Source organism: Pseudomonas sp. PvP025 (genome assembly GCF_017832155.1).
GTDB lineage: Bacteria > Pseudomonadota > Gammaproteobacteria > Pseudomonadales > Pseudomonadaceae > Aquipseudomonas.
In genome coordinates this window covers 4,877,457-4,900,736 of record NZ_JAFIBJ010000001.1, presented here as the reverse complement: position 1 = coordinate 4,900,736, position 23,280 = coordinate 4,877,457, and the positions used below count along the sequence as shown (strand labels likewise).

The 23,280-nt window shown below is 62.9% G+C and carries 17 protein-coding genes; 11 read left to right on the top strand and 6 right to left on the bottom strand.

What is annotated here, in order from left to right; genetic code table 11:
• The first annotated feature begins 8 nt into the window (after positions 1 to 8).
• From JOE32_RS21285 to JOE32_RS21270, 4 genes are read left to right on the top strand one after another with little or no spacing between them, the layout of a single operon-like run.
• Positions 9 to 1,019 (top strand): ABC transporter permease subunit, encoded by a 1,011-nt coding sequence (locus tag JOE32_RS21285; RefSeq protein ID WP_003171721.1) that lies wholly within the window; start codon positions 9 to 11, stop codon positions 1,017 to 1,019.
• Between the two features lie 10 nt (positions 1,020 to 1,029).
• Positions 1,030 to 1,941 (top strand): ABC transporter permease subunit, encoded by a 912-nt coding sequence (locus JOE32_RS21280; protein ID WP_209988538.1) that lies wholly within the window; start codon positions 1,030 to 1,032, stop codon positions 1,939 to 1,941.
• A gap of 10 nt (positions 1,942 to 1,951) precedes the next feature.
• Positions 1,952 to 2,920, top strand: coding sequence for an ABC transporter ATP-binding protein (locus JOE32_RS21275; protein ID WP_209988536.1), 969 nt, complete (start codon positions 1,952 to 1,954; stop codon positions 2,918 to 2,920).
• Positions 2,920 to 3,891, top strand: coding sequence for a peptide ABC transporter ATP-binding protein (locus JOE32_RS21270; protein ID WP_106578631.1), 972 nt, complete (start codon positions 2,920 to 2,922; stop codon positions 3,889 to 3,891). The genes JOE32_RS21275 and JOE32_RS21270 overlap by 1 nt, the downstream gene beginning before the upstream one ends.
• A 157-nt stretch (positions 3,892 to 4,048) precedes the next feature.
• On the opposite strand, the gene JOE32_RS21265 is transcribed toward JOE32_RS21270, so the two are convergent.
• Entirely contained in the window at positions 4,049 to 4,294 is a 246-nt protein-coding gene (locus JOE32_RS21265; protein WP_209988534.1) for a hypothetical protein, read from the bottom strand.
• 631 nt (positions 4,295 to 4,925) lie between these two features.
• Positions 4,926 to 6,509, bottom strand: a complete 1,584-nt coding sequence (locus JOE32_RS21260) for a peptide chain release factor 3 (protein ID WP_209988531.1) — start codon at positions 6,507 to 6,509, stop codon at positions 4,926 to 4,928.
• Between the two features lie 329 nt (positions 6,510 to 6,838).
• On the opposite strand from JOE32_RS21260, the gene JOE32_RS21255 reads away from it, so the two are divergent.
• The 6 genes from JOE32_RS21255 (at position 6,839) to JOE32_RS21230 (ending at position 14,581) form a co-directional block, all read left to right on the top strand.
• On the top strand, positions 6,839 to 7,555 hold the full coding sequence (locus JOE32_RS21255) for an ABC transporter permease (RefSeq protein ID WP_004372306.1): 717 nt from the start codon (positions 6,839 to 6,841) through the stop codon (positions 7,553 to 7,555).
• A gap of 20 nt (positions 7,556 to 7,575) precedes the next feature.
• Positions 7,576 to 8,469 (top strand): glycine betaine ABC transporter substrate-binding protein, encoded by an 894-nt coding sequence (locus JOE32_RS21250; protein ID WP_209988528.1) that lies wholly within the window; start codon positions 7,576 to 7,578, stop codon positions 8,467 to 8,469.
• Positions 8,470 to 8,481: 12 nt separating this feature from the next.
• Positions 8,482 to 9,135: an ABC transporter permease gene (locus JOE32_RS21245; RefSeq protein ID WP_004372310.1), complete on the top strand. Its 654-nt coding sequence runs from the start codon at positions 8,482 to 8,484 to the stop codon at positions 9,133 to 9,135.
• Complete coding sequence (locus JOE32_RS21240; RefSeq protein ID WP_004372312.1) at positions 9,132 to 10,289, top strand: ABC transporter ATP-binding protein; 1,158 nt, start codon at positions 9,132 to 9,134, stop codon at positions 10,287 to 10,289. Before JOE32_RS21245 ends, JOE32_RS21240 begins: the two co-directional genes overlap by 4 nt.
• Before the next feature lie 476 nt (positions 10,290 to 10,765).
• Positions 10,766 to 11,929 (top strand): type III PLP-dependent enzyme, encoded by a 1,164-nt coding sequence (locus tag JOE32_RS21235; RefSeq protein ID WP_032861941.1) that lies wholly within the window; start codon positions 10,766 to 10,768, stop codon positions 11,927 to 11,929.
• A 126-nt stretch (positions 11,930 to 12,055) separates the two neighbouring features.
• Positions 12,056 to 14,581, top strand: coding sequence for a sulfite reductase flavoprotein subunit alpha (locus tag JOE32_RS21230; RefSeq protein ID WP_209988525.1), 2,526 nt, complete (start codon positions 12,056 to 12,058; stop codon positions 14,579 to 14,581).
• A 178-nt stretch (positions 14,582 to 14,759) separates the two neighbouring features.
• Here JOE32_RS21230 and JOE32_RS21225 read toward each other — a convergent pair whose 3' ends face one another.
• From JOE32_RS21225 to ptsP, 4 genes are all read right to left on the bottom strand, one after another.
• Positions 14,760 to 16,301: an alkaline phosphatase D family protein gene (locus JOE32_RS21225; RefSeq protein ID WP_209988522.1), complete on the bottom strand. Its 1,542-nt coding sequence runs from the start codon at positions 16,299 to 16,301 to the stop codon at positions 14,760 to 14,762.
• A gap of 190 nt (positions 16,302 to 16,491) precedes the next feature.
• The gene (locus JOE32_RS21220) at positions 16,492 to 18,198 is read right to left on the bottom strand and encodes a PTS fructose-like transporter subunit IIB (RefSeq protein ID WP_209988519.1); all 1,707 of its coding nucleotides are present in this window, start codon (positions 18,196 to 18,198) and stop codon (positions 16,492 to 16,494) included.
• 11 nt (positions 18,199 to 18,209) lie between these two features.
• Positions 18,210 to 19,130: a 1-phosphofructokinase gene (pfkB, locus tag JOE32_RS21215; RefSeq protein WP_209988516.1), complete on the bottom strand. Its 921-nt coding sequence runs from the start codon at positions 19,128 to 19,130 to the stop codon at positions 18,210 to 18,212.
• Positions 19,131 to 21,989 (bottom strand): phosphoenolpyruvate--protein phosphotransferase, encoded by a 2,859-nt coding sequence (ptsP, locus tag JOE32_RS21210; RefSeq protein WP_209988513.1) that lies wholly within the window; start codon positions 21,987 to 21,989, stop codon positions 19,131 to 19,133. It lies immediately after the preceding gene.
• Positions 21,990 to 22,283: 294 nt separating this feature from the next.
• Between ptsP and cra the strand changes: the two genes are divergently transcribed.
• On the top strand, positions 22,284 to 23,279 hold the full coding sequence (gene cra, locus JOE32_RS21205) for a catabolite repressor/activator (RefSeq protein WP_209988510.1): 996 nt from the start codon (positions 22,284 to 22,286) through the stop codon (positions 23,277 to 23,279).
• Position 23,280: the final 1 nt, after the last annotated feature.

The window sequence follows — 23,280 nt, the reverse complement described above, 5'->3', positions numbered from 1 at the left end:
ACGACAAGATGTTTAGTTTTATTGCCCGCCGACTGGGGTTATTGATCCCCACGTTCTTCGGCATCACGTTGCTGACGTTTGCGTTGATTCGCATGATCCCCGGCGACCCCGTAGAAGTCATGATGGGCGAACGCCGCGTCGACCCCGAGATGCACGCACAGGCAATGGAACGCCTTGGCCTTAACAAGCCCCTGTATGCGCAATACCTGGACTACGTCGGCAAGCTCGCCCAGGGCGACCTTGGCGAATCGCTGCGCACGCGCACCAGCGTGTGGACCGAGTTCACCGCCCTCTTTCCCGCGACCCTGGAACTGTCCATGGCCGCCCTGTTGTTCGCCGGCATCCTGGGCCTTCTGGCCGGGGTGATCGCGGCACTCAAGCGAGGATCCCTGTTCGACCACGGGGTGATGGGCATCTCCCTGGCGGGATATTCGATGCCAATCTTCTGGTGGGGCCTGATCCTGATCATGTTCTTCTCGGTGAGCCTGGGCTGGACCCCGGTGTCCGGGCGTATCGACCTGCTCTACGACATCGAGCCGCGCACCGGCTTCATGCTGATCGACACGCTGCTGGCTGACGAGCCGGACGCGTTCTGGGACGCGCTGCACCACCTGATCCTGCCGGCCATCGTGCTCGGCACCATCCCACTGGCGGTGATCGCGCGGATGACCCGTTCGTCCATGCTCGAAGTGCTGCGTGAGGACTACATCCGTACCGCCAAGGCCAAGGGCCTGTCGCCGGCGCGCGTGGTATTCGTCCACGGCCTGCGCAACGCGCTGATCCCGGTGCTCACCGTGGTCGGCCTGCAAGTCGGCACCCTGCTGGCCGGTGCAGTCCTGACCGAAACCATCTTCTCCTGGCCCGGCATCGGCAAATGGCTGATTGAAGCCATTGGCGCGCGGGACTACCCGGTGGTGCAAAACGGCATCCTGCTGATCGCCTGCCTGGTGATCCTGGTGAACTTCGTGGTGGATATCCTCTACGGCTTCGCCAACCCACGCATCCGTCACCAGCGCTGAGATCATGACCATGACCACACCTACTCCAGTGTCAGCAGTCGATCAAAGCCTGCTGTACCCGTCCCCGTACAAAGAATTCTGGCAAGCCTTCTCCAAGAACAAAGGCGCAGTTGCCGGCCTGGCGTTTATGTTGCTGATCGTGTTCTGCGCGATCTTCGCCCCCTGGGTTGCACCGCATAACCCCAGCGAGCAATACCGTGACTTCCTGCTGACCCCGCCGTCGTGGCTCGAAGGTGGGCAGATCCAGTTCCTGCTCGGCACCGACGAACTGGGCCGCGATCTGCTCTCGCGCCTGATCCAGGGCTCGCGCCTGTCGCTGCTGATCGGCTTGTCGTCGGTGGTGATGTCGCTGATTCCGGGCATCCTGCTGGGCCTGTTCGCCGGGTTCTTCCCGCGTTTGCTTGGCCCCACCATCATGCGTTTGATGGACATCATGCTGGCCTTGCCTTCACTGCTGCTGGCCGTTGCCATCGTCGCGATCCTCGGCCCTGGCCTGATCAACACCGTGATCGCCATCGCCATCGTCTCGCTGCCGTCCTACGTGCGTCTGACCCGTGCTGCGGTGATGGGCGAACTGAACCGCGACTACGTGACCGCCGCGCGCCTGGCCGGTGCCGGCCTGCCACGCCTGATGTTCATCACCGTGCTGCCCAACTGCATGGCACCGCTGATCGTGCAGGCCACGCTGAGCTTCTCCTCGGCGATCCTCGACGCAGCCGCCCTGGGCTTCCTCGGCCTTGGCGTACAACCGCCAACGCCTGAGTGGGGCACCATGCTGGCCTCGGCCCGTGACTACATCGAACGCGCCTGGTGGGTCGTGAGCCTGCCGGGTCTGACCATTTTGCTCAGCGTGCTGGCAATCAACTTGATGGGCGACGGCCTGCGCGATGCGCTCGACCCGAAACTCAAGAACGCCGCCTGAGGAGATTCCCATGTCACTGTTAGAAATCAAGAATCTCAATGTGCGCTTCGGCGACTCGACCGCCGTGCCGGTGGTCGACGGCCTCGACATTTCGGTCGACAAAGGCGAAGTGCTGGCCATCGTTGGCGAGTCGGGCTCGGGTAAATCCGTGACCATGATGGCGCTGATGGGCCTGATCGAGCATCCAGGCATTGTCACCGCCGATGCGCTGACCTTCGACGGCAAGGACATGCTCAAGCTGAGCAACCGCCAGCGCCGCCAGATCGTCGGCAAAGACCTGGCGATGGTGTTCCAGGACCCGATGACCGCGCTGAACCCCAGCTACACCGTGGGTTTCCAGATTGAAGAAGTGCTGCGCCTGCACCTGAAAATGTCCGGCAAGCAAGCGCGCAAACGTGCCATCGAGCTGCTGGAAAAAGTCGAGATCCCGGGCGCCGCCAGCCGTATGGACGCCTACCCGCACCAACTGTCCGGCGGGATGAGCCAGCGTGTGGCAATCGCCATGGCAATTGCCGGCGAGCCCAAGCTGCTGATCGCGGATGAGCCGACCACCGCGCTGGACGTGACCATCCAGGCGCAGATCATGGAACTGCTGCTGGCCCTGCAGAAAGAACAGAACATGGGCCTGGTGCTGATCACCCACGACCTCGCGGTGGTGGCCGAAACCGCCCAGCGCGTCTGCGTGATGTATGCCGGCCAGGCCGTGGAAGTCGGCCAGGTGCCGCAACTGTTCGACATCCCGGCGCACCCCTACAGCGAAGCGCTGCTCAAGGCGATCCCCGAGCACAGCCTGGGCGCCACGCGCCTGGCCACGCTGCCGGGCATCGTGCCGGGCCGCTACGACCGTCCGCAGGGCTGCCTGCTGTCGCCACGCTGCCCGTACGTGCAGGAAAACTGCCGCACCCAGCGCCCGACGCTCGACCCTAAAACCAACAGCCTGGCGCGCTGCTTCTACCCCTTGAACCAGGAGGTGGCGTAATGGCCGTCGTTCTTACCGCCCGCGACCTGACCCGTCACTACGAAGTGTCCCGTGGCCTGTTCAAGGGCCATGCACTGGTACGCGCGCTCAATGGTGTGTCGTTCGAACTGGAAGCCGGCAAGACCCTCGCCGTGGTAGGCGAGTCGGGTTGCGGCAAGTCCACCCTGGCCCGTGCCCTGACGCTGATCGAAGAGCCGTCTTCGGGCTCGCTGAAAATCGCCGGCCAGGAAGTCGCTGGCGCCGACAAGGCCCAGCGCAAGCAACTGCGCAAAGACGTGCAGATGGTGTTCCAGAGCCCGTACGCCTCGTTGAACCCGCGCCAGAAAGTCGGTGACCAGCTCGGCGAACCGCTGTTGATCAACACCAACCTGTCCGCCGCCGAACGCCGCGAGAAAGTGCAGGCGATGATGAAGCAAGTGGGCCTGCGCCCCGAGCATTACCAGCGCTACCCGCACATGTTCTCCGGCGGCCAGCGCCAGCGCATCGCCCTGGCTCGCGCGATGATGCTGCAACCGAAAGTGCTGGTGGCGGATGAACCGACCTCCGCGCTCGACGTGTCGATCCAGGCCCAGGTGCTCAACCTGTTCATGGATCTGCAGCAGGAGTTCAACACCGCCTACGTGTTCATCTCCCACAACCTGGCGGTGGTACAGCACGTTGCCGATGACGTCATGGTGATGTACCTCGGCCGCCCGGTTGAGGTGGGCCCCAAGGAAGACATCTACGCGCGTCCGCTGCACCCCTACACCCAGGCGCTGCTGTCGGCCACCCCGACGATTCATCCGGACCCGAACAAGCCGAAGATCAAGATCGTCGGCGAACTGCCCAACCCGCTGAACCCGCCGTCCGGCTGCGCGTTCCACAAGCGCTGCCCTTACGCGACCGCACGGTGCAGCAGCGAGGAGCCGCTGCTGCGGCCGCTGGATAATCGGCAGGTGGCTTGCCATTACGCGGAGCAATTCGTTGCTTAGGTAACCTGTGGGAGAGGGCGTGCCCGCGAAGGCGGTGGGTCAGTCGACAGCGCCGCGACTGACACTCCCGGATAGGTCAGCTCCCCTACACAGCGTTCTACAGCCCTTCCCGTCAGGTTGCGCATCAGCCTGGCGGGAGGGGCTTTCTTTTGGCGACTCAGGTGTCGCCGTCGTCGTAGGTTTCGCTGTCTTCCCCTTCGTTAAGCGGCTGCTCCGGATCTACCTGAGGCTGGGGTTGGGCTTGGGGTTGCCAACTGCCGGAATTGACTTCGTTCTGCTTTCTCTTGGTGACTGGGCCGGTGTCTTTCCATTGTGGGGTTCCTCTGTCCGCCGACGCGGGGAGAGCCGTCAGTCCCAGGGCCGCGGCCAATGCCAGATGGATTGCGTATTGAAGGTTTCGCACGGGGGGCTCCTTTTCAGTCGATAGGTAGACGCTAGACCTGATGTGGGGTTAGCGCCAATGGCTGGGCAGGGTGGGGTTGGATCGGGGGCATATCCGTTTTCGGGTGATAGCGGATATGGGTTCCGCCCTTACGGCGGCTCACTTTTGAAAAGCGCAAAAGTAAGCAAAACGCTCTTGCCCCACCACTCGGCACCTCGCTCACGCTCGGTGTGCCCGCACGCAGGCTTGAATCCGTGGGCCGCCGCAATGGGCCATCCCTGGCCCAGTGCGGCTAACCCGGCGTCCTGCCGGGTTACCCACGGATTCAAGCCTGCGTTCGGCCAGCGTGGTTAACGGGGCGCCTAAGATCAAAAGCCAGAGCCAGAGCCAGAGCCAGAGCAGATCAAAAACGGTGTGATACCTATCAGACAGATGGAGATCCAAATGTGGGAGGGGGCTTGCTCCCGATGGCAGTGGGTCAGCTACACATAAGTTGACTGACCCACTGCCATCGGGAGCAAGCCCCCTCCCACATTTTGTACAGCTTTCGGCAGACAATTGCAGCCGTTACCGCAGCAACGTATAGGTAAACCCCACCCTAAAAAAAGGGCGAAGCCATCACAGCTTCGCCCTTGGATCTACCGCACAGACCTTAGTGATGCTCACGCGTCGCGCGGAATTTCACATCCGGCCAGCGCTCTTCCATCAGCGCCAGGTTCACCCGCGTCGGCGCCAGATAGGTCAAGTGCCCACCGCCGTCAATCGCCAGGTTTTCCACGGCCTTGTTGGAGAACTCTTCCAACTTCTTCTTATCGGCGCAATCGATCCAGCGCGCCGAATACACGGTGATCGGCTCATACGAGCACTCAACCTTGTATTCCTCTTTCAAACGGCTGGCGACCACGTCGAACTGCAGCACACCCACAGCACCAAGGATGATGTCGTTACTGCGCTCGGGGAAGAACACCTGGGTAGCCCCCTCTTCCGCCAGTTGCTGCAAACCCTGGCGCAATTGCTTGGACTTGAGCGGGTCACGCAGGCGTACGCGACGGAACAGTTCCGGGGCAAAGTGCGGGATGCCGGTGAAGCCCAGCGCTTCGCCTTCGGTGAAGGTGTCGCCGATCTGGATGGTGCCGTGGTTGTGCAGGCCGATGATGTCGCCGGCGTAGGCCTCTTCGAGTTGTTCACGCTCGGAGGAGAAGAACGTCAGGGCGTCGCCGATGCGCACGTCCTTGCCGGTGCGCACGTGGCGCATCTTCATGCCTTTTTCGTAGCGACCCGAGCAGATGCGCATGAAGGCAATACGGTCGCGGTGCTTGGGGTCCATGTTCGCCTGGATCTTGAACACGAAACCGCTGAATTTCTCTTCGACCGGCTCCACGGTGCGCTCGTTGGCGACACGGGCCAGCGGTTTCGGCGCCCAATCCACCACGGCATCAAGCACATGGTCGACACCGAAGTTGCCCAAGGCCGTCCCGAAAAACACCGGGGTCAGTTGGCCGTCGAGGAATTCCTGCTGGTTGAACGCGTGGCAAGCGCCCTGCACCAGTTCCAGCTGGTCGACAAAGCGGTCGTACTCGTCACCCAGGTGGGCTCGGGCTTCATCGGAATCGAGCTTCTCGATGATTTTCACATCGGTGCGTTCATGACCGTGGCCGGCGGTGTAGACAATGATGTAGTCGTCGGCCAGGTGGTACACACCCTTGAAGTCGCGGTAGCAACCAATCGGCCAGGTGATCGGCGCGGCCTTGATCTTCAGGACGGCTTCGATTTCATCCAACAATTCGATCGGGTCGCGGATGTCGCGGTCGAGTTTGTTGATGAAGCTGACGATCGGCGTGTCGCGCAGGCGGCACACGTCCATCAGCGCGATGGTGCGTGGCTCGACGCCCTTACCGCCGTCGAGCACCATCAACGCCGAGTCCACCGCCGTGAGGGTGCGGTAGGTGTCTTCGGAGAAGTCTTCGTGGCCCGGGGTGTCAAGCAGGTTGACCATGTGGTCGCGATACGGGAACTGCATGACCGACGTGGTAATGGAGATACCCCGTTGTTTTTCCATTTCCATCCAGTCGGAGGTGGCATGGCGGTCGGATTTACGCGATTTCACCGTGCCGGCCACTGCGATTGCCTTGCCCATCAGCAACAGCTTCTCGGTGATGGTGGTCTTACCGGCATCGGGGTGGGAAATAATAGCGAAAGTGCGGCGTTTCGCGACTTCGGCGGCCTGGTGGGTCATGGGAAATCGCCTGGCAGGTGAGTCAAAAAAGGGGCGCGAGTATAGCGCAAACCCCACGGGTCGGACCACCGTTCACCCGATCAGGGGTGGCTAAATGCTGCCAAGTGTGGAACCTTTTAAAAGGTGGAGACGTCCACTCCCCTGTTATCGCACTCGTAACAGGGCTGAAAAATCAGCAAGTTAGCCTGACGGGGCTGCGCTCATGGCTCGATACATACCGCGTTGCCGGTATCGACGAGCTGCTTTTCGCGAACGCTTTCGCCGACAGCCAGCAATGGCATTGCCGCCGGAGAATGTGTTCGCCGACAAAAGAAAAAAGGAGTCCGCCTGTGGCTATTCGCTATGGCAAAGGGCTGATAGGAGGTGCGGTTGTCGTCGCGCTCCTGGCCCTGCTGGTCCACTGGATCGGCATCAACACGATCGAACTGTACCGCGACGATTTGTTGTTTTACCTGCAAGCTCATCTGATTCTGGTTTTAGTCTCCATGCTGGCCGCCCTGATTGTGGGCATCCCTGCCGGCATCCTGCTGAGCCGACCGAACATGGTCGGGCGCGCCGAGCGCTTCATGCAGATCTTCAATATCGGTAACACCGTCCCTCCCCTGGCCGTACTGGCCATCGCCCTCGGCGTCCTCGGCATCGGCAGCGGCCCGGCCATTTTCGCGCTGTTTCTCGCCTCCCTGCTGCCCATCGTGCGAAACACCTACGAAGGCCTGAAGAATGTGCAGGGCTCGCTGAAGGAAGCCGCCACCGGCATCGGCATGACCCCGCGCCAAGTGCTGTTTCGTGTGGAATTGCCCAATGCCGTGCCGATCATCATCGGCGGCGTGCGCGTGGCCCTGGCGATCAACGTCGGCACCGCACCGCTGGCGTTCCTGATCGGCGCCAACAGCCTGGGCAGCCTGATCTTCCCCGGCATTGCCCTGAACAACCAGCCGCAACTGCTGCTCGGCGCCGCGTGCACCGCGCTGCTGGCGTTGCTGCTTGACGGTCTGGTGACCATGGCCAGCCGCCTCTGGCTGGAACGCGGGCTGCGTCCGTCTTAAGGCTGGGTAAAGGAATTCACATGAAAAAACTAACGTTGATATTGAGCTGCGTCCTGCTGTGTGCAGGCATCGCGCAAGCCGCCGAAAAACCGGTCATTCGCATCGGCGCCCGGGTGTTCACCGAACAGACCCTGCTCGCCGAAATCACCTCCCAATACCTGCGCACCAAAGGCTATGACACCCGCGTCACTGGCGGCCTGGGCAGCAACCTGGCGCGCAGTGCCCAGGAAAGCGGGCAACTGGACCTGCTCTGGGAATACACCGGCGTGTCGCTGGTGGCCTACAACCACATCGACGAGAAACTCGACAGCGCACAGTCCTACGCCCGGGTGAAAGAACTCGACGCGAAAAAAGGCCTGACCTGGCTGTCGCCGTCGCGCTTCAGCAACACCTACGCCCTGGCGCTGCCGGACAAGGTGGCCAGAGAACATCCCGAAATCAACACTATCAGCGACCTCACCAAGGCCATGGCGGCAGATACCCGGGAACACCGCCTGGTGGCGCTGGACACCGAGTTCGCCAACCGCTCCGACGGCCTCGCCGGCATGGTCAAGCTCTACGACATGAACCTGACCCGCGAGAATACCCGGCAGATGGACGCAGGCCTGGTATACACCGCACTGCGCAACGGCCAGGTGTTTGCAGGGCTGGTCTACACCACCGACGGTCGCCTCAACGCGTTCAAATTGAAGCTGCTGGAAGACGACCTGCACTACTTCCCGGACTACACGGCCGCGCCGGTGATCCGTCAGGAATACCTCGACCAGCATCCGCAACTGGCCGCCGAGCTCAAGCCACTGGCCGATCTGTTCGACGATACAACCATGCGCCAGCTCAATGCGCGGGTCGACGTGGACCATGAGAGCCCGTCCGCCGTTGCCGCAGATTTCCTGCGCCAACATCCCATCAACTAACGAGGAGAAGACATGGAATTTTTAAACGCCTTTTCCCATCTTGATTGGGCCCAGGTGCTGCAACTGACCTGGCAGCACATCACTCTGGTCGGCATTGCCGTACTGCTGGCGATCTTCATTGGCGTGCCCCTGGGCGTGCTGATGACACGCTTCCCGACGCTCGCCGGCCCCTTGCAGGCCAGCGCCACGGTGCTGCTGACCGTGCCGTCGATTGCGCTGTTCGGCCTGTTGCTGCCGTTCTACTCCAAATTCGGCCAGGGCCTGGGACCGATGCCGGCGATCACCGCCGTGTTCCTCTACTCGCTGCTGCCGATCATGCGTAACACCTACCTCGCCCTCACCGGCGTGGAACCGGGCATCCGCGAGGCCGCCAAAGGTATCGGCATGACCTTCGGCCAGCGCCTGCGCATGGTCGAGCTGCCGATTGCCGTGCCGGTGATCCTCGCCGGCGTGCGCACCGCCGTGGTGATGAATATCGGTGTGATGACCATTGCCGCCACCATCGGCGCCGGTGGTCTGGGTGTACTTATTCTGGCTTCCATCAGCCGCAGCGACATGTCGATGCTGATCGTCGGCGCCGTGCTGGTCAGTCTCCTGGCCATCTTCGCCGACCTGCTTCTGCAATGGCTGCAACGCTCGCTGACTCCAAAAGGACTGCTCAAATGATCGAACTTCAAAACCTGACCAAGACTTTTCAAAGCAACGGCAAGACTGTCTCCGCCGTGAACGACGTAAGCCTGACCGTCAATGAAGGCGAAATTTGCGTATTCCTCGGCCCGTCGGGCTGCGGCAAGAGCACCACGCTGAAAATGATCAACCGCCTGATCAAACCCACCTCGGGCAAGATTTTGATCAATGGCGAAGACACCACCGACCTCGACGAAGTGACCCTGCGTCGCAACATCGGGTATGTGATCCAGCAGATCGGTCTGTTCCCGAACATGACCATCGAGGAAAACATCGTGGTGGTGCCCAAACTGCTGGGCTGGGACAAGCAGAAATGCCACGACCGCGCCCGCGAATTGATGAGCATGATCAAGCTCGAACCCAAGCAGTACCTGCACCGTTACCCGCGTGAATTGTCGGGCGGCCAGCAGCAGCGCATCGGCGTGATCCGCGCACTGGCGGCCGATGCGCCGCTGCTGCTGATGGACGAACCGTTCGGCGCGGTCGACCCGATCAACCGCGAGATGATCCAGAACGAGTTCTTCGAGATGCAACGCGCGCTGAACAAGACCGTGATCATGGTCAGCCACGACATCGACGAAGCCATCAAGCTGGGCGACAAGATCGCGATCTTCCGCGCCGGCAAGCTGCTGCAGATCGATCATCCGGACACGCTGCTGGCGCACCCGGCTGACGAGTTCGTGAGCAACTTCGTCGGCCAGGACAGCACCCTCAAGCGCCTGCTGCTGGTGAAGGCCGAAGACGCGGCAGACAACGCCCCGTCGGTAAGCCCGGAAACCCCGGTGGCCGATGCGCTGGAACTGATGGACGAGCATGACCGCCGTTATGTGGTGGTCACCTGCGCCGAGAACAAGGCACTGGGTTATGTACGCCGCCGCGACCTGCACCGCCAGGCCGGTACTTGCGGCCAATACCTGCGCGAATTCAACGCCACGGCGGCGTATGACGAGCACTTGCGCATCCTGTTGTCGCGCATGTACGAGTTCAACCGCTCATGGCTGCCGGTGATGGACGCGGAGCGGGTGTTCCTGGGTGAAGTGACTCAGGAGTCGATTGCCGAGTACCTGAGTTCCGGCAAGTCCCGTGGGGGCAAGACCAGCATCGTTTCGCCTGCCGAGACTGCCCTGGCCTGATCTGACACCCTGCGGTTAAAAATGTGGGAGGGGGCTTGCTCCCGATGGCGGTGTGTCAGTCACTTCATCTGTCACTGATCCACCGCTATCGGGAGCAAGCCCCCTCTCACATTTCCCCTTCGGTGAGTCAGGGAAATCGCCTCGATTACCACTCAGCGGGGAACATCATTCCGTCACACCGGTCGGTTACATAAGTAGCTGCACGCGGTCGCGCGACGAACGCGTGCAAAAACGCGACATTTTTAGTTGATCCCACGCCCATCAAGCCCTAAAGTTCGCGCCGAACGTCCATGCTGGAAACGATCCATCCGGCTCAAGTACTGACGACGAGACAGCAAGGCCAAGGGACGCGTAAATCCCATGGCCTTTTTGCTTTCGGCGACATGCCTTGGGAAGTAGGCGAACCAAAGTGGGGATACGGAGGACGTTCATTTGCACCCATTGCTCAAATCAGTTTGCCCTTAGGAGTTCCCAGCATGTCGATCAACGTCGAAGATTATTTCGCGCGCGCCACCTTTGACAAAATGAAGGCGTTCGCCGACAAACAGGAAACCCCGTTCGTGGTGATCGACACCGCGATGATCAGCCAGGCCTACGATGACCTGCGCGCCGGTTTCGAATTCGCCAAAGTCTATTACGCCGTCAAGGCCAACCCTGCCGTCGAGATCATCGACCTGTTGAAAGACAAAGGCTCGAGCTTCGATATCGCCTCGATCTACGAGCTGGACAAGGTCATGGACCGCGGCGTCAGCGCCGACCGTATCAGCTACGGCAACACCATCAAGAAATCCAAAGACATTCGCTACTTCTACGAGAAAGGCGTGCGCCTGTTCTCCACCGACTCCGAAGCCGACCTGCGCAACATCGCCAAGGCCGCACCGGGTTCGAAAGTGTACGTGCGCATCCTCACCGAAGGCTCGACCACGGCCGACTGGCCTTTGTCGCGCAAATTCGGCTGCCAGACCGACATGGCCATGGACCTGCTGATCCTCGCCCGTGACCTGGGCCTGGTGCCTTACGGCATCTCGTTCCACGTCGGTTCACAGCAGCGCGACATCAGCGTGTGGGACGCGGCCATCGCCAAGGTCAAAGTGATCTTCGAGCGTCTGAAGGAAGAAGACGGCATCCACCTCAAGCTGATCAACATGGGCGGCGGCTTCCCGGCCAACTACATCACCCGCACCAACAGCCTGGAAACCTACGCCGAAGAAATCATCCGCTTCCTCAAGGAAGACTTCGGCGACGAACTGCCGGAGATCATCCTCGAACCCGGCCGTTCGCTGATCGCCAACGCCGGCATCCTGGTCAGCGAGGTGGTACTGGTGGCACGTAAATCGCGCACCGCCGTCGAGCGCTGGGTGTACACCGACGTGGGCAAATTCTCCGGTCTGATCGAAACCATGGACGAAGCCATCAAGTTCCCGATCTGGACCGAGAAGAAAGGCGAGATGGAAGAAGTGGTCATCGCCGGCCCCACCTGCGACAGCGCCGACATCATGTACGAAAACTACAAGTACGGCCTGCCGCTGAACCTGGCCATCGGTGATCGCTTGTACTGGCTGTCGACCGGCGCCTACACCACCAGCTACAGCGCGGTTGAGTTCAACGGCTTTCCGCCGTTGAAATCGTTCTACGTGTAACCTCTGCCCGATCAAAAAGCCCACGCCTTGTCGTGGGCTTTTTGCATGTAAAAAGGAATGTTTCTCGACAACCCACGGCATACTAAGCGCCGTCAATCCCTATCCTGCTTTGCGAGGCCGTACGACGTGTTGAAGAAAACCCTGTTCCAGTTGCACTGGTTCTTCGGCATCACGGCCGGGCTGGTGCTGGCCCTGATGGGGATTACCGGGGCAGCGGTGTCGTTTCAGGATGAAATACTCAGGGCGCTCAACCCCAGCGTATTGACGGTCGAAAAACGCGAAGCCGGCGTGCTGCCACCCGCCGAACTGGTGCGCAAGCTGCAGGCCACCGAAGGCAAGACCGTGTCGATGCTGTCGGTGGAAAGCGACAGCGGCAACGCGGCACGGGTGTTCTTCAGCGCGCCACCGGGTGAGCGACGTGGCCAGATGCGCTACTTCGACCCTTACACCGGCGACTACATGGGCGACGCGGTGGGCCAGGAGCTGTTCGGCTTTATCCTGCAAGTGCACCGCTTCCTCGTCATGGGTGAGACCGGGCGGCAGATCACCGGCGCCTGCACGCTGATCCTGCTGTTCTTTTGCCTGTCCGGCCTGTATCTGCGCTGGCCGCGCCAGGTGACGAACTGGCGCGCCTGGCTGACCCTGGACTGGCGCAAAAAGGGCCGCAGCTTCAACTGGGATCTGCACTCGGTGTTCGGCACTTGGTGCCTGCTGTTCTATCTGTTCTCGGCGCTCACCGGCTTGTACTGGTCCTACGACTGGTACAACAAGGGCCTGACCCAACTGCTGTCCGACGCGCCGCAGAACGAACGGGTACGCACGCGTAACCCGGCGCCTGCAGACGCCCTGCCTGTGGCCAATTACGCCGCGATCTGGAGCAGCATCTACAGCAACGCCGGCCCCGGCTTGAGCGCCTACAACATCCGCATGCCGACCGTCGCCGGGCAGCCGGCCATCGTGTATTACCTGCTGCGCAACGCGTCCAATGACCGCGCACTGAATCAGATCAATCTCGACCCGGCCACCGGCGAGGTCAAATCCCATGACCGCTACGCCGGCAAAAGCCTTAAGTCGCAGCTGCTCACCAGCATTTATGCGCTGCACACCGGCAGCTACTTCGGCGTCGTGGGGCGGGTCATCCTCACTGTCAGCGCGCTGTGCATGCCGTTATTCTTCATCACCGGCTGGCTGCTGTACCTCGACCGCCGTCGCAAAAAACGCCAGGTGCGCGAGGCCCGCAGCGGCCTTGCGACCCACCACAGCCAGGCACCGGCCTGGCTGATCGGCTTCGCCAGTCAGAGCGGCTTTGCCGAACAACTGGCCTGGCAGACCGCCGGGCAACTGCAGTCCGCCGGCCTGCCGGTGAATGTGCAACCCTTGGGCAGTCTCAGCCAGGATGAGTTGAGCCAGGCGCAAAACGCACTGTTCGTGATCAGCACCTTCGGCGATGGCGAAGCCCCCGACAACGCCCGTGGTTTCGAGCGCAGCATCCTGGGCCAGGACGTGTCCCTCACAGGCTTGAACTACGCCGTACTGGCCCTGGGTGATCGCCAGTACCCACACTTCTGCGGCTTTGCGCGGCGCCTGCAGTTCTGGCTGACCCAACAGGGCGGCAACCCGCTGTTCGCCGCGGTGGAAGTCGACAGCGGCGACACTGCCGCCCTGCTCGACTGGCAACAACAACTGGGCCAACTCACCGGCCACGCGCCACCAGCGGCCTGGCCGGTGGCGCAGTATGAACAGTGGACGCTGAGCCAGCGCACGTTGCTGAACCACGACAGTGCGAGCGCGCCGGTGTACCTGCTGGGTTTGACCTCAGCGTCGCCCCACGCCTGGCTGGCCGGTGATCTGGTGGAAATCCTGCCGTGCAATGGCCAGCACGCCATCGAACAGTTTCTCCAGGGCCTGGGCCTGAACGGCAGCGAAGGCGTGCTGATCGACGGCCTGCCGCAACCACTTGCCCAAGCGCTGGCCACACGCCAGTTGCCGGCCAACCTTGCGCACATGGTCGGCCTGCACGCCCAGGCGCTGGTGGATGCACTGGTGCCGCTGGGCATGCGCGAGTATTCCATCGCCTCGATTGCCAGCGACGGTGTACTCGAACTGATCGTGCGCCAGGAACGCCACGCCGACGGCAGCCTGGGCCTGGGTTCCGGCTGGCTCACCGAACACGCCGCCATCGGCTCGGCAATCCGCCTGCGTCTGCGCCGCAACAGCGGCTTCCACCTGCCCGACGTACCGGTGCCGCTGATCCTGCTGGGCAACGGCACCGGCCTCGCCGGCCTGCGCAGCTTGCTCAAAGCGCGCATCGCCGAGGGCCAGCAGCGCAACTGGCTGTTGTTTGGCGAACGCACGCGCCAGCATGACTTCCTCTGCCAGGACGAGCTTCAAGGCTGGCTGGCAAGTGGTGACCTGGCGCTACTGGACCTGGCGTTTTCCCGCGACCAGGCGGAAAAAATCTACGTGCAGGACCGCCTGCGCGAATCGGCCGACGTGCTGCGCAAATGGCTGGCCGAGGGTGCAGCGATCTATGTGTGCGGGAGTTTGCAAGGGATGGCGACGGGGGTGGATCAGGCGCTGGCGGACATACTGGGCAGTGAGGCCGTGGCGCGGTTGATTGAGCAAGGGCGTTATCGGCGGGATGTGTATTGATGTGCCGAACGCTGTGCAAAATGTGGGAGGGGGGCTTGCTCCCTCCCACATTTGGATCTGCATTGGTCTGATGGAAATCACACTTTGGGGCTTTTTTTCCAAGGTGACCCGCGTAAGGGCGGACCCCCTATCCGCCATCACCCAGAAACCGGATATACGCACCCAAAATGCCCCCGCATCAAACAGGCTGCAACCTCTGCTCAAACACAGAAACCCCGTCCAGATCCCGCAAAACCACCGTCAACTCCCCCGTCTGCCCATCAATTTGCACCTCACCAAAAAACTGAAACCCGGCAAACGGTGAGGTGTTCTGCGCTGGCGGCGCCTTCTCGAACACCACCTCGGGGCCAAAGGTCTTGTCCAGTGGATTAGGCCCAAAACTCCCCGCATTCAAGGGCCCGGCGACAAACTCCCAGAACGGTTCAAAATCCTGAAACGCCGCGCGGTCCGGGTGGTAATGATGCGCGGCGCAATAGTGCACATCCGCCGTCAGCCACACATGGTTGCGCACCTGCTGCGCCCGCAGAAACCCGAGCAGTTCGGCGATTTCCAGTTCACGCCCCTGCGCCGGGCCCGGGTCGTTGTTGGCGATGGCCTCCCAGCGCGGCACGCCGGGGCTGACTTCGCCGTCGGGCACGCCAAGCCCAATGGGCATGTCGGCGGCAATGACTTTCCATTGGGCCGTCGAGGCCTTGAGTTCGCGCTTGAGCCAGTCCAGTTGTTCACGCCCGAGAAAGGGCTTTTCACCGCCCAGGTTGTCATCGTTGGGGCCGCGATAGCTGCGCATGTCGAGCACGAACACGTCCAGCAACGGGCCGTAGGCGAGCTTGCGATAAATCCGCCCGCCGGCATCGGCGCCCTGCCTGCGCATCGGCGAATATTCCAGCCAGGCCTGGCGTGCACGGCCGACCAGGGTGTTGATGTCCTTGACCTTGTAACGCTCGTCGAGCTGCTTGCCGGGCGACCAGTTGTTCACCACTTCGTGGTCGTCCCACTGCCAGATCTGCGGCACCTCGGCGTTAAAGCGCCGTACGTTTTCGTCCAGCAGGTTGTAGCGATAATTGCCGCGATAGTCGTCGAGGGTTTCGGCGACCTTGCTCTTGGACTCGGTGGTGAGGTTGCGCCAGATGCGTCCGCCTTCGGTGGGCAGTTGCGCCGGCACCGGGCCGTCGGCATAGATGGTGTCGCCGCTGTGGATAAAGAAGTCCGGCAGGCGCAGGCGCATGGCCTCGTAGATGCGCATGCCGCCGATGTCCGGGTTGATGCCGAAGCCTTGGCCGACCGTGTCGCCGCTCCACACAAAGCGAATGTCGCGGCGTTGTTGCGGCACGCTGCGCAGGTGGCCGAACCACGGTTCGCTGGCGACGCCGCTCTGGGCGTCCTCGAAATGCACGCGGTAGAAAATCGCCTGGTCGACCGGCAGGCCGGTGAGTTCGACGCGGGCGGTGAAGTCGCTGCGGCTGTCGGCCAGCGCCGAGACAAACCGGCGCGGGTTGCTGAACACGCTGCGGGTGTCCCACTCCACCACCATGCGCGCAGGGCGGTCGCTGCGGCTCCAGATCATCGCGCGGTCGCCCAACAGGTCGCCGGACTGCACACCCTCGGTGAGCTGCGGCCGGTCCTTGACCGACGCGATCACGGCCGGGGCCAGGCCAGGCAACAACAGGCCGGCGCCGACGACTTGCATCACGCGGCGACGGCCGAGATCGAAGTGGCTCATGCGGGTGCCCTCTGGGTATCAAAGAGGCCACTAAACCATGCCGATATGACACCGACCTTACAGCCAATAACGCGCTGAATGTGGGAGGGAGCTTGCTCCCGATGGCGGTGGGTCAGTCAGATATTCATCGACTGATAGACCGCTATCGGGAGCAAGCCCCCTCCCACAGAAAGCTTCCCTGCCGAATCTTCTAGGCGGGCGCGACTGCCAGCTCTACCGCCTCCGGGCGTTTGATCAGCGCATACACGACACCGGTCACCACACTGCCGGCCACAATCGCCAGCAAATACAGCAACGCGTGATTCATCGCATTCGGAATGATCAGCACAAACAATCCGCCATGGGGCGCGGCCAGTTTGCAGCCGAAGTACATCGACAGCGCGCCGGTCAACGCGCCGCCGGCGATGCTGGCCGGGATCACCCGCAGCGGGTCCTTGGCCGCGAAGGGAATCGCGCCTTCAGAGATGAAGCACATGCCCAGAATCATCGCCGCTTTGCCGGCCTCGCGCTCGGTCTGGGCAAACTTGCGCCGCGCCAGGAAGGTGGCGATGCCCATGCCAATCGGTGGCACCATACCGGCGGCCATGGTCGCGGCCATCGGCGCACCGCTGGAGGCCGCCAGCAGGCCGACCGAGAACGCATACGCGGCCTTGTTGATCGGGCCGCCCAGGTCGACGCACATCATGCCGCCCAGCAGGATGCCGAGCAGCACGGCGTTGGTGGTGCCCATGGTGCTGAGAAAATCCGTGAGGCCGGTCAGCAGCCGCGCCACGGGCGGGCCCACCAGGTAAATCATCGCCAGACCGGTGAACAGGCTGGCCAGCAGCGGAATGATCAGGATCGGCTTGAGCGCTTCCAGGCTCTGGGGCAACTTCACCGCGCGGGTGATCAGCTTGACGCAGTAACCGGCGAGGAAACCCGCGAAAATCCCACCGATGAATCCCGCCCCCAGCGTACCGGCCAACAGGCCGCCGATCATGCCGGGCGCGATGCCGGGACGGTCGGCAATCGAGTAGGCGATATAGCCTGCAAGCAACGGCACCATCAGCATGAAAGCCTGGTCGCCGACGCTCTTGAGGGCCGCCGCCAGGGTGCCCTTTTCTTCGAAGGCATGGATGCCGAACACAAAGGACAACGCGATCAACAAGCCGCCCGCCACCACCATCGGCAACATGAACGACACCCCGGTGAGCAGGTGCTTGTAGACCCCGGTTTTTTCCTGCCTGGCCACCGCGCCGCTGGCGGCGCTTTCCACCGCACCTTCGGCCAGCGCCTTGTTGAGGGTCGCTTCCGATTGCTTGAGGGCGATGCCGGTGCCGCAGCGATAGATCTTCTTGCCGGCGAAGCGCTCGGTGGCGACTTCGATATCGGCCGCCAGCAACACTACGTCGGCCTCGGCGATGGCCTGCGGGCTCAAAGGTGTCCGTGCGCCGACCGAGCCCTGGGTCTCCACCTGCAGGTCGTACCCAAGGCGCTTGGCCGTCTGCTGCAAGGCTTCGGCGGCCATGAAGGTGTGCGCCACGCCCGTAGGGCAGGCGGTGATCGCGACGATACGCGGCGCCTGACTGGCCGCTTCCTGCGTGGCGACGTACACCTGAGCCTCTTCGGCCCCACGGCGCAATACCGCCTCGACATCGGCCAGCGCCTGGGCCGGCGTGCTCTGGAACACGCGCTTGCCGATGAACCGTTGCATGTCCACCGGCGTGCTGCTGACCAGCAACACCCACTCGGCATCGTTGAGGGTCGCTTCGGACAACTGACGTTCAGGGTGCTGCACATCGATCACTTCGACGCTGGTGCTCCACCCCTGGCGCTGCGCGGCGGCGTCCAGCAAGCGGGCGCACAGCACACTGGTGACCATGCCGTTCGGGCAGGCGGTAACGATGGCTAATTTCATGACAAACCCTCTTATTGTTCTGTCAGCGCGCGCACTTGGACGCCGCTCTGCAAAATGTCCAGCTGTGCGTGGTCGCCGATGCCGAAACCGACCTGCGTCACCGCCATCGCGGCAATCGCCGTGGCGCGGCCCAGGGTTTGCTCCGGCGTATCGCCACTGAGCAGGCCGTGGAGCATTCCGGCCAGCAGCGAATCGCCGGCGCCCACGGTACTGGCCACCGTTACGTTGGGCGGCGTGGCGTGCAGGGTTGCGCCGGGGCTGTACCAGCTCACGCCCGCAGCACCGTCGGAAACCACCACATGTTGCACGCCCAACTGATGCAGACGGCTGATGGCATCCGGGGCATTGCCCAGCGCTTCGGCCAGCTCTTCGGTATTGGGCTTGACCAGCCATGGCCCGGCCTGGAGCCCTGCGCGCAGGGCTTCGCCGCTGGTGTCCAGAGCGACTTTCAAGCCTTGCGCCTTGAGCGTTTCCAGCAAGGCCTGAAACCACTGCGGGCTGACGCCGCGCGGCAAGCTGCCGGCGACCACTACCGCGTCGAACCGGGGGCCGATCTCTGCGAGCAGCTCGAGCAATTGCGCTTGCGCCTGCTCACTCACCAGCGGGCCTGGGGCATTGATGTCGGTGACGCGGCCATCGTGTTCGGCAATCTTGATATTGCTGCGGGTTTCGCCCGGCACGCGCACGAATGCGTCGCCGAAGCCACGGTGGGCGATCAGCGCATCGAAGGCCTGGGGGTTGGCGTCGCCGAGAAAGCCGCTCACGCTCAACTGATGCCCCAGGTCGGCGAGCACCTGGGCAACGTTCACGCCCTTGCCCGCCGCGTGGGTGAGCATGTTTTCGCTGCGGTTGACTTCGCCCGGTGCCAGGCGTGGCAGGCGTACCGTGAGGTCCAACGCCGGGTTCAGCGTCAGGGTCAAAATTTTCGCCATTTACACGGCCTCCACAAGGGCTCGCACTTCGGCGGGCGAACCCACCGCCAGTGCTTTTTGCGCCAGGCTCCGGGCCTCGCTCAGGCTGAATTCACGCACCCGCGCTTTCACTTCAGGAATGCTGCGGGCCGACACGCTCAACTCGTCCACTCCCAGGCCCACCAGTACCGGCACGGCCAACGGGTCTGCGGCCAGCTCGCCGCACACACCCACCCATTTGCCATGGGCATGGGCCGCGCGCACGGTGATGTCGATCAGTTGCAAAACGGCCGGGTGCAGACCATCGGCCTGGGCGGACAACGTCGGGTGGCCACGGTCGATGGCCAGGGTGTACTGGGTGAGGTCGTTGGTGCCGACGCTGAAGAAGTCGACTTCTTTGGCGAGTACCGGCGCCAGCAGCGCGGCCGACGGTACTTCGATCATGATGCCCAACTGCAAGTCGGCCACCGGGATCTCCAGGCGCAGGCGCTCGGTCATGTCGCGGGCCGCGCGCCACTCATCGACGCTACCAACCATGGGGAACATGATGCGCAGCGGGCGGTTGTCCGCCGAACGCAACAGGGCGCGCAGTTGCGCTTCCATGATCTGCGGGCGTTGCAGGGTCAGACGGATGCCGCGCACGCCGAGGAAGGGGTTTTCTTCCTGGGCAATGGGCCAATACGGCAGCGGTTTATCGCCGCCCACATCCAGGGTGCGCACCACCAGCGGGCGGCCGTCGAGGCCATCCAGCACGCGGCGGTATTCGGCTTCCTGGGTGGCTTCGTCCGGAGCCTGGGAGTGGGCCATGAAAATCAGCTCGGTGCGCAGCAGGCCGATGCCTTCGGCGCCCTGCTCCACCGCGCTGGCCACGCCGGCGCTTTCGCCGATATTGGCGAACACTTCCACCGAATGACCGTCGCGGGTGCAGGCCGGCTCGTGGCGCTGGGCCGAGGCGGCTTGCAGGCGTTGCTCGCGGGTGTCGCGCTCCACGGTGGCACGCTGCAGCGTGGCGGCATCGGGGTCGACATGCAGGCGACCGCGCTGGCCATCAAGCAGCAACGGCGTACCGGCAGCCAGCAGCAACACGGCCGGCCCGGCGCCGACCAACGCGGGAATCCCGAGCGCACGGGCGACGATGGCGCTGTGGGCCGTGGCGCCACCGCGGGCGGTGAGGATCCCGGCCACGCGAGTCGGGTCCAGACGTGCGACGTCCGAAGGGCCGACCTCGTCCATCACCAGAATGTAAGGCTCGCTCGGCTCCTGGGCGCTTTCGACGCCGCACAGTTGCGCCAGCACACGGCGGCCGATGTCACGCAGGTCGGCGGCGCGCTCGGCGAGCAAGGCGTCCTGCAGCGACTCCTGCTGTTTCGCGGCGCTTTCGATCACGCTCATCCACGCCGCCTGCGCGCTTTCGCCCTGCTTGAGGCGGGTGTCGACGTCGTCGGTGAGTTCCGGGTCGTCGAGCATTTCCTGGTGGGTGATAAAAATCTCGCGAATCGCCTTGGCCTGGCTGCGCTCGATCAGGCCCTGAATATCGCTGCGCACATCGGCCAGCGCGTCCTGCAGGCGCTGGCGCTCGATGGCGCAGGACTCGCCGCGCAACGGGTAATCAAACACCTGTTGCACCTGAATATGCGCAGGACCGATGGCGATGCCCGGCGCTGCGGCGATGGCCTGGCTCTGACTGCCGGCAACAGGTGCGCTGATCACCGGCTCGATATCGACCATTGCGGGCTCGGCGCTCACGGTCGGCAGCGGTTCGACGTCTTCGCCAAGGCCCTGCTCGACGGCGGCCAGCAAGGCCGGCAACGCGTCGCCGGCAATGCCTGGTTCGGCGACAAATTCCAGCACCTGGCCGCGACGTGCGCCGAGGCTGAGCAGCTTGCTCAAGCTTTTTGCCGACACGGCGCCCACGGCCCCATCGACAATGCGCAGGCGAATATCGCCGTCAAAGCTTTTCGCCAATTGCGCGAGAATCTTCGCCGGGCGCGCATGCAGGCCGTGGGCGTTGGCCAGGGTGATGCGCGCACTGGGCCAGTCTGGCGGCAGTTCGCCGCCGAGCACTTCGAGCACCGCGCGACTGCTGGTGGCGCGCCCCAATTCCTGGCCGCGTCCTTCGATCAACAAGGCGCACAGGCGTTCGAGCAAGGCCTGATGCGCTTCGCCCAGGCTCGCCAGGCAGAACAGGCCATTGAGGGGCTGGCCGAGGTAGCGCATGGGTTTGTCCGGGGTGACAAAGGCCAGGCCCGGACGCTTCACCGTTTGCTCGCTGTGCAGCCACCACAGGCCATCGCCCAGGGGCAGCGCCTCGACCTGCTGCAGCACTGCGGCGAAACCATTGCTCACGCAGTCGGCCTGGCGCAGCAGCCGGGCACCGCGCCATACGAGTTCTTCAAAATCATCGGCGGACACACCCAGGCTGATCATCTGGGCGTCCAGCGCCAGTTCCTGTGGCGCGCCTTGCAACAGTTTCAACAGCGCTTCGGCGCTTTCGGCGCGGCGCAGCGCCTGGCCCAGGTCGGTTTCACCGAGGGCGCGGGTCAAGAGTTGCAGCAGGCGCAGGTGTTCATCGGACTTGGCGGCAATGCCGATCGCCAGGTAGACGATCTGGCCGTCGCCCCAATCCACCCCTTCGGGGAACTGAAGCAGGCGCACGCCGGTGGAAAATACCTGGTCGCGGGTTTCCGGAGTGCCGTGGGGAATGGCGATGCCCTGACCAAGGAAGGTCGAGCCTTGGGCTTCACGGGCTTGCAGGCCACTGAGGTAGCCCTCGGCGACCAGGCCGTCGGTCACCAGTGTGTCAGCGAGCAGTTGCAAGGCAGCAGATTTATCCACAGCCACCTGGCCCATGGATATCTGCTCTACAGTGAGCTCAAGCATGCCGATCTCCTAGTTAGTGCGCGCAACGCACTAGGTATTGTTTTGAATAAAACAGTGTAAGCGTGTTTATGAACCAAACGGCTGATGGTCAATTGGCAGTAGCCAGTCAGTCGCGAACGTCGTAAAAATACGCTGGCTGAAACGTTTAATCTAGAATTTATGGCAGATTACGCGTTAATTGCGCAAGCTTGAAGGACCACTCGGCACTTGAGCTTGGACATTGGTCGCATGCCGGAATCGGTTACGATTGGACAAAATGTCGGGGCAAGCGCCAAAAAACAAGGAAATCCCGCTTTGAAACTCAGCGATATCGCACGCCTGGCCGGTGTTTCCGTGACCACCGCCAGCTACGTCATCAACGGCAAGGCCACACAGCAGCGCATCAGCAGTGCGACGGTCGAGCGGGTGCGTGCCGTGGTCGAGGCCCATGGCTTTACTCCTAACCCTCAGGCCGCCGGGTTGCGCAGCCGGCACACGCGCACCTTGGGCTTTATCCTGCCGGACCTGGAAAACCCCAGTTACGCACGCATCGCCAAGCTGCTGGAGCAAGGCGCGCGGGCGCGTGGCTATCAGTTACTGATCGCCAGCTCAGACGATGACGCCGACAGCGAGCGCCAGTTGCTGCAACTGTTCCGTGCGCGGCGCTGCGACGCGCTGTTCGTCGCCAGTTGCCTGCCGGCCAGCGATGACAGTTACCGCGAGCTGCAAGCCAAGGGCCTGCCGGTGATTGCCATCGACCGGGTGATGGAGGCCGAGCAGTTCTGTTCGGTGGTCAGCGACGACCGCCAGGCATGCCAGCAACTGACCAGTAGCCTGCTGCGACCGCTGCCCGGTCAAATCGCGCTGGTCGGCGCGCGGCCCGAGCTGAGCATCAGCCAGGAGCGCGCCGCAGGTTTTCACCAAGCGCTGCAATGCTTTACCGGCGACGTGATCATCGAACAGGGCGAGGCCTTCAGCCGTGAATGCGGCCGACAGTTGATGGAGCAATTACTGCAACGCCTGGGGCATTTGCCTGACGCGCTGGTGACGACGTCCTACGTGCTGCTGCAAGGCGTGTTCGATGCGCTGCACGATTATCCGCTCAAGTCGCAACCGCTGCGCCTGGGCACCTTCGGTGACACGCAACTGCTGGACTTCCTGCCGCTGCCGGTCAACGCCATGGCCCAGCAACATCAGTTGATTGCCGACGCGGCGCTGCGCCTGGCCCTGGCCGCCATTGAAGCGGAACATTACCAGCCCGGCGTGCACGCCATTGGCCGCACCTTCAAGCAGCGCATTATCGAGGCCTGAG

Bases quoted from the DNA above. Each gene is read 5' to 3' on its own strand.
- JOE32_RS21280 (WP_209988538.1), top strand. From the start codon at position 1,030: ATGACCACACCTACTCCAGTGTCAGCAGTCGATCAAAGCCTGCTGTAC.
- JOE32_RS21285 (WP_003171721.1), top strand. From the start codon at position 9: ATGTTTAGTTTTATTGCCCGCCGACTGGGGTTATTGATCCCCACGTTC.
- JOE32_RS21260 (WP_209988531.1), bottom strand. From the start codon at position 6,509: ATGACCCACCAGGCCGCCGAAGTCGCGAAACGCCGCACTTTCGCTATT.
- pfkB (WP_209988516.1), bottom strand. From the start codon at position 19,130: ATGGCGAAAATTTTGACCCTGACGCTGAACCCGGCGTTGGACCTCACG.
- JOE32_RS21275 (WP_209988536.1), top strand. From the start codon at position 1,952: ATGTCACTGTTAGAAATCAAGAATCTCAATGTGCGCTTCGGCGACTCG.
- JOE32_RS21270 (WP_106578631.1), top strand. From the start codon at position 2,920: ATGGCCGTCGTTCTTACCGCCCGCGACCTGACCCGTCACTACGAAGTG.
- JOE32_RS21250 (WP_209988528.1), top strand. From the start codon at position 7,576: ATGAAAAAACTAACGTTGATATTGAGCTGCGTCCTGCTGTGTGCAGGC.
- JOE32_RS21225 (WP_209988522.1), bottom strand. From the start codon at position 16,301: ATGAGCCACTTCGATCTCGGCCGTCGCCGCGTGATGCAAGTCGTCGGC.
- JOE32_RS21245 (WP_004372310.1), top strand. From the start codon at position 8,482: ATGGAATTTTTAAACGCCTTTTCCCATCTTGATTGGGCCCAGGTGCTG.
- JOE32_RS21240 (WP_004372312.1), top strand. From the start codon at position 9,132: ATGATCGAACTTCAAAACCTGACCAAGACTTTTCAAAGCAACGGCAAG.
- JOE32_RS21220 (WP_209988519.1), bottom strand. From the start codon at position 18,198: ATGAAATTAGCCATCGTTACCGCCTGCCCGAACGGCATGGTCACCAGT.
- ptsP (WP_209988513.1), bottom strand. From the start codon at position 21,989: ATGCTTGAGCTCACTGTAGAGCAGATATCCATGGGCCAGGTGGCTGTG.
- JOE32_RS21235 (WP_032861941.1), top strand. From the start codon at position 10,766: ATGTCGATCAACGTCGAAGATTATTTCGCGCGCGCCACCTTTGACAAA.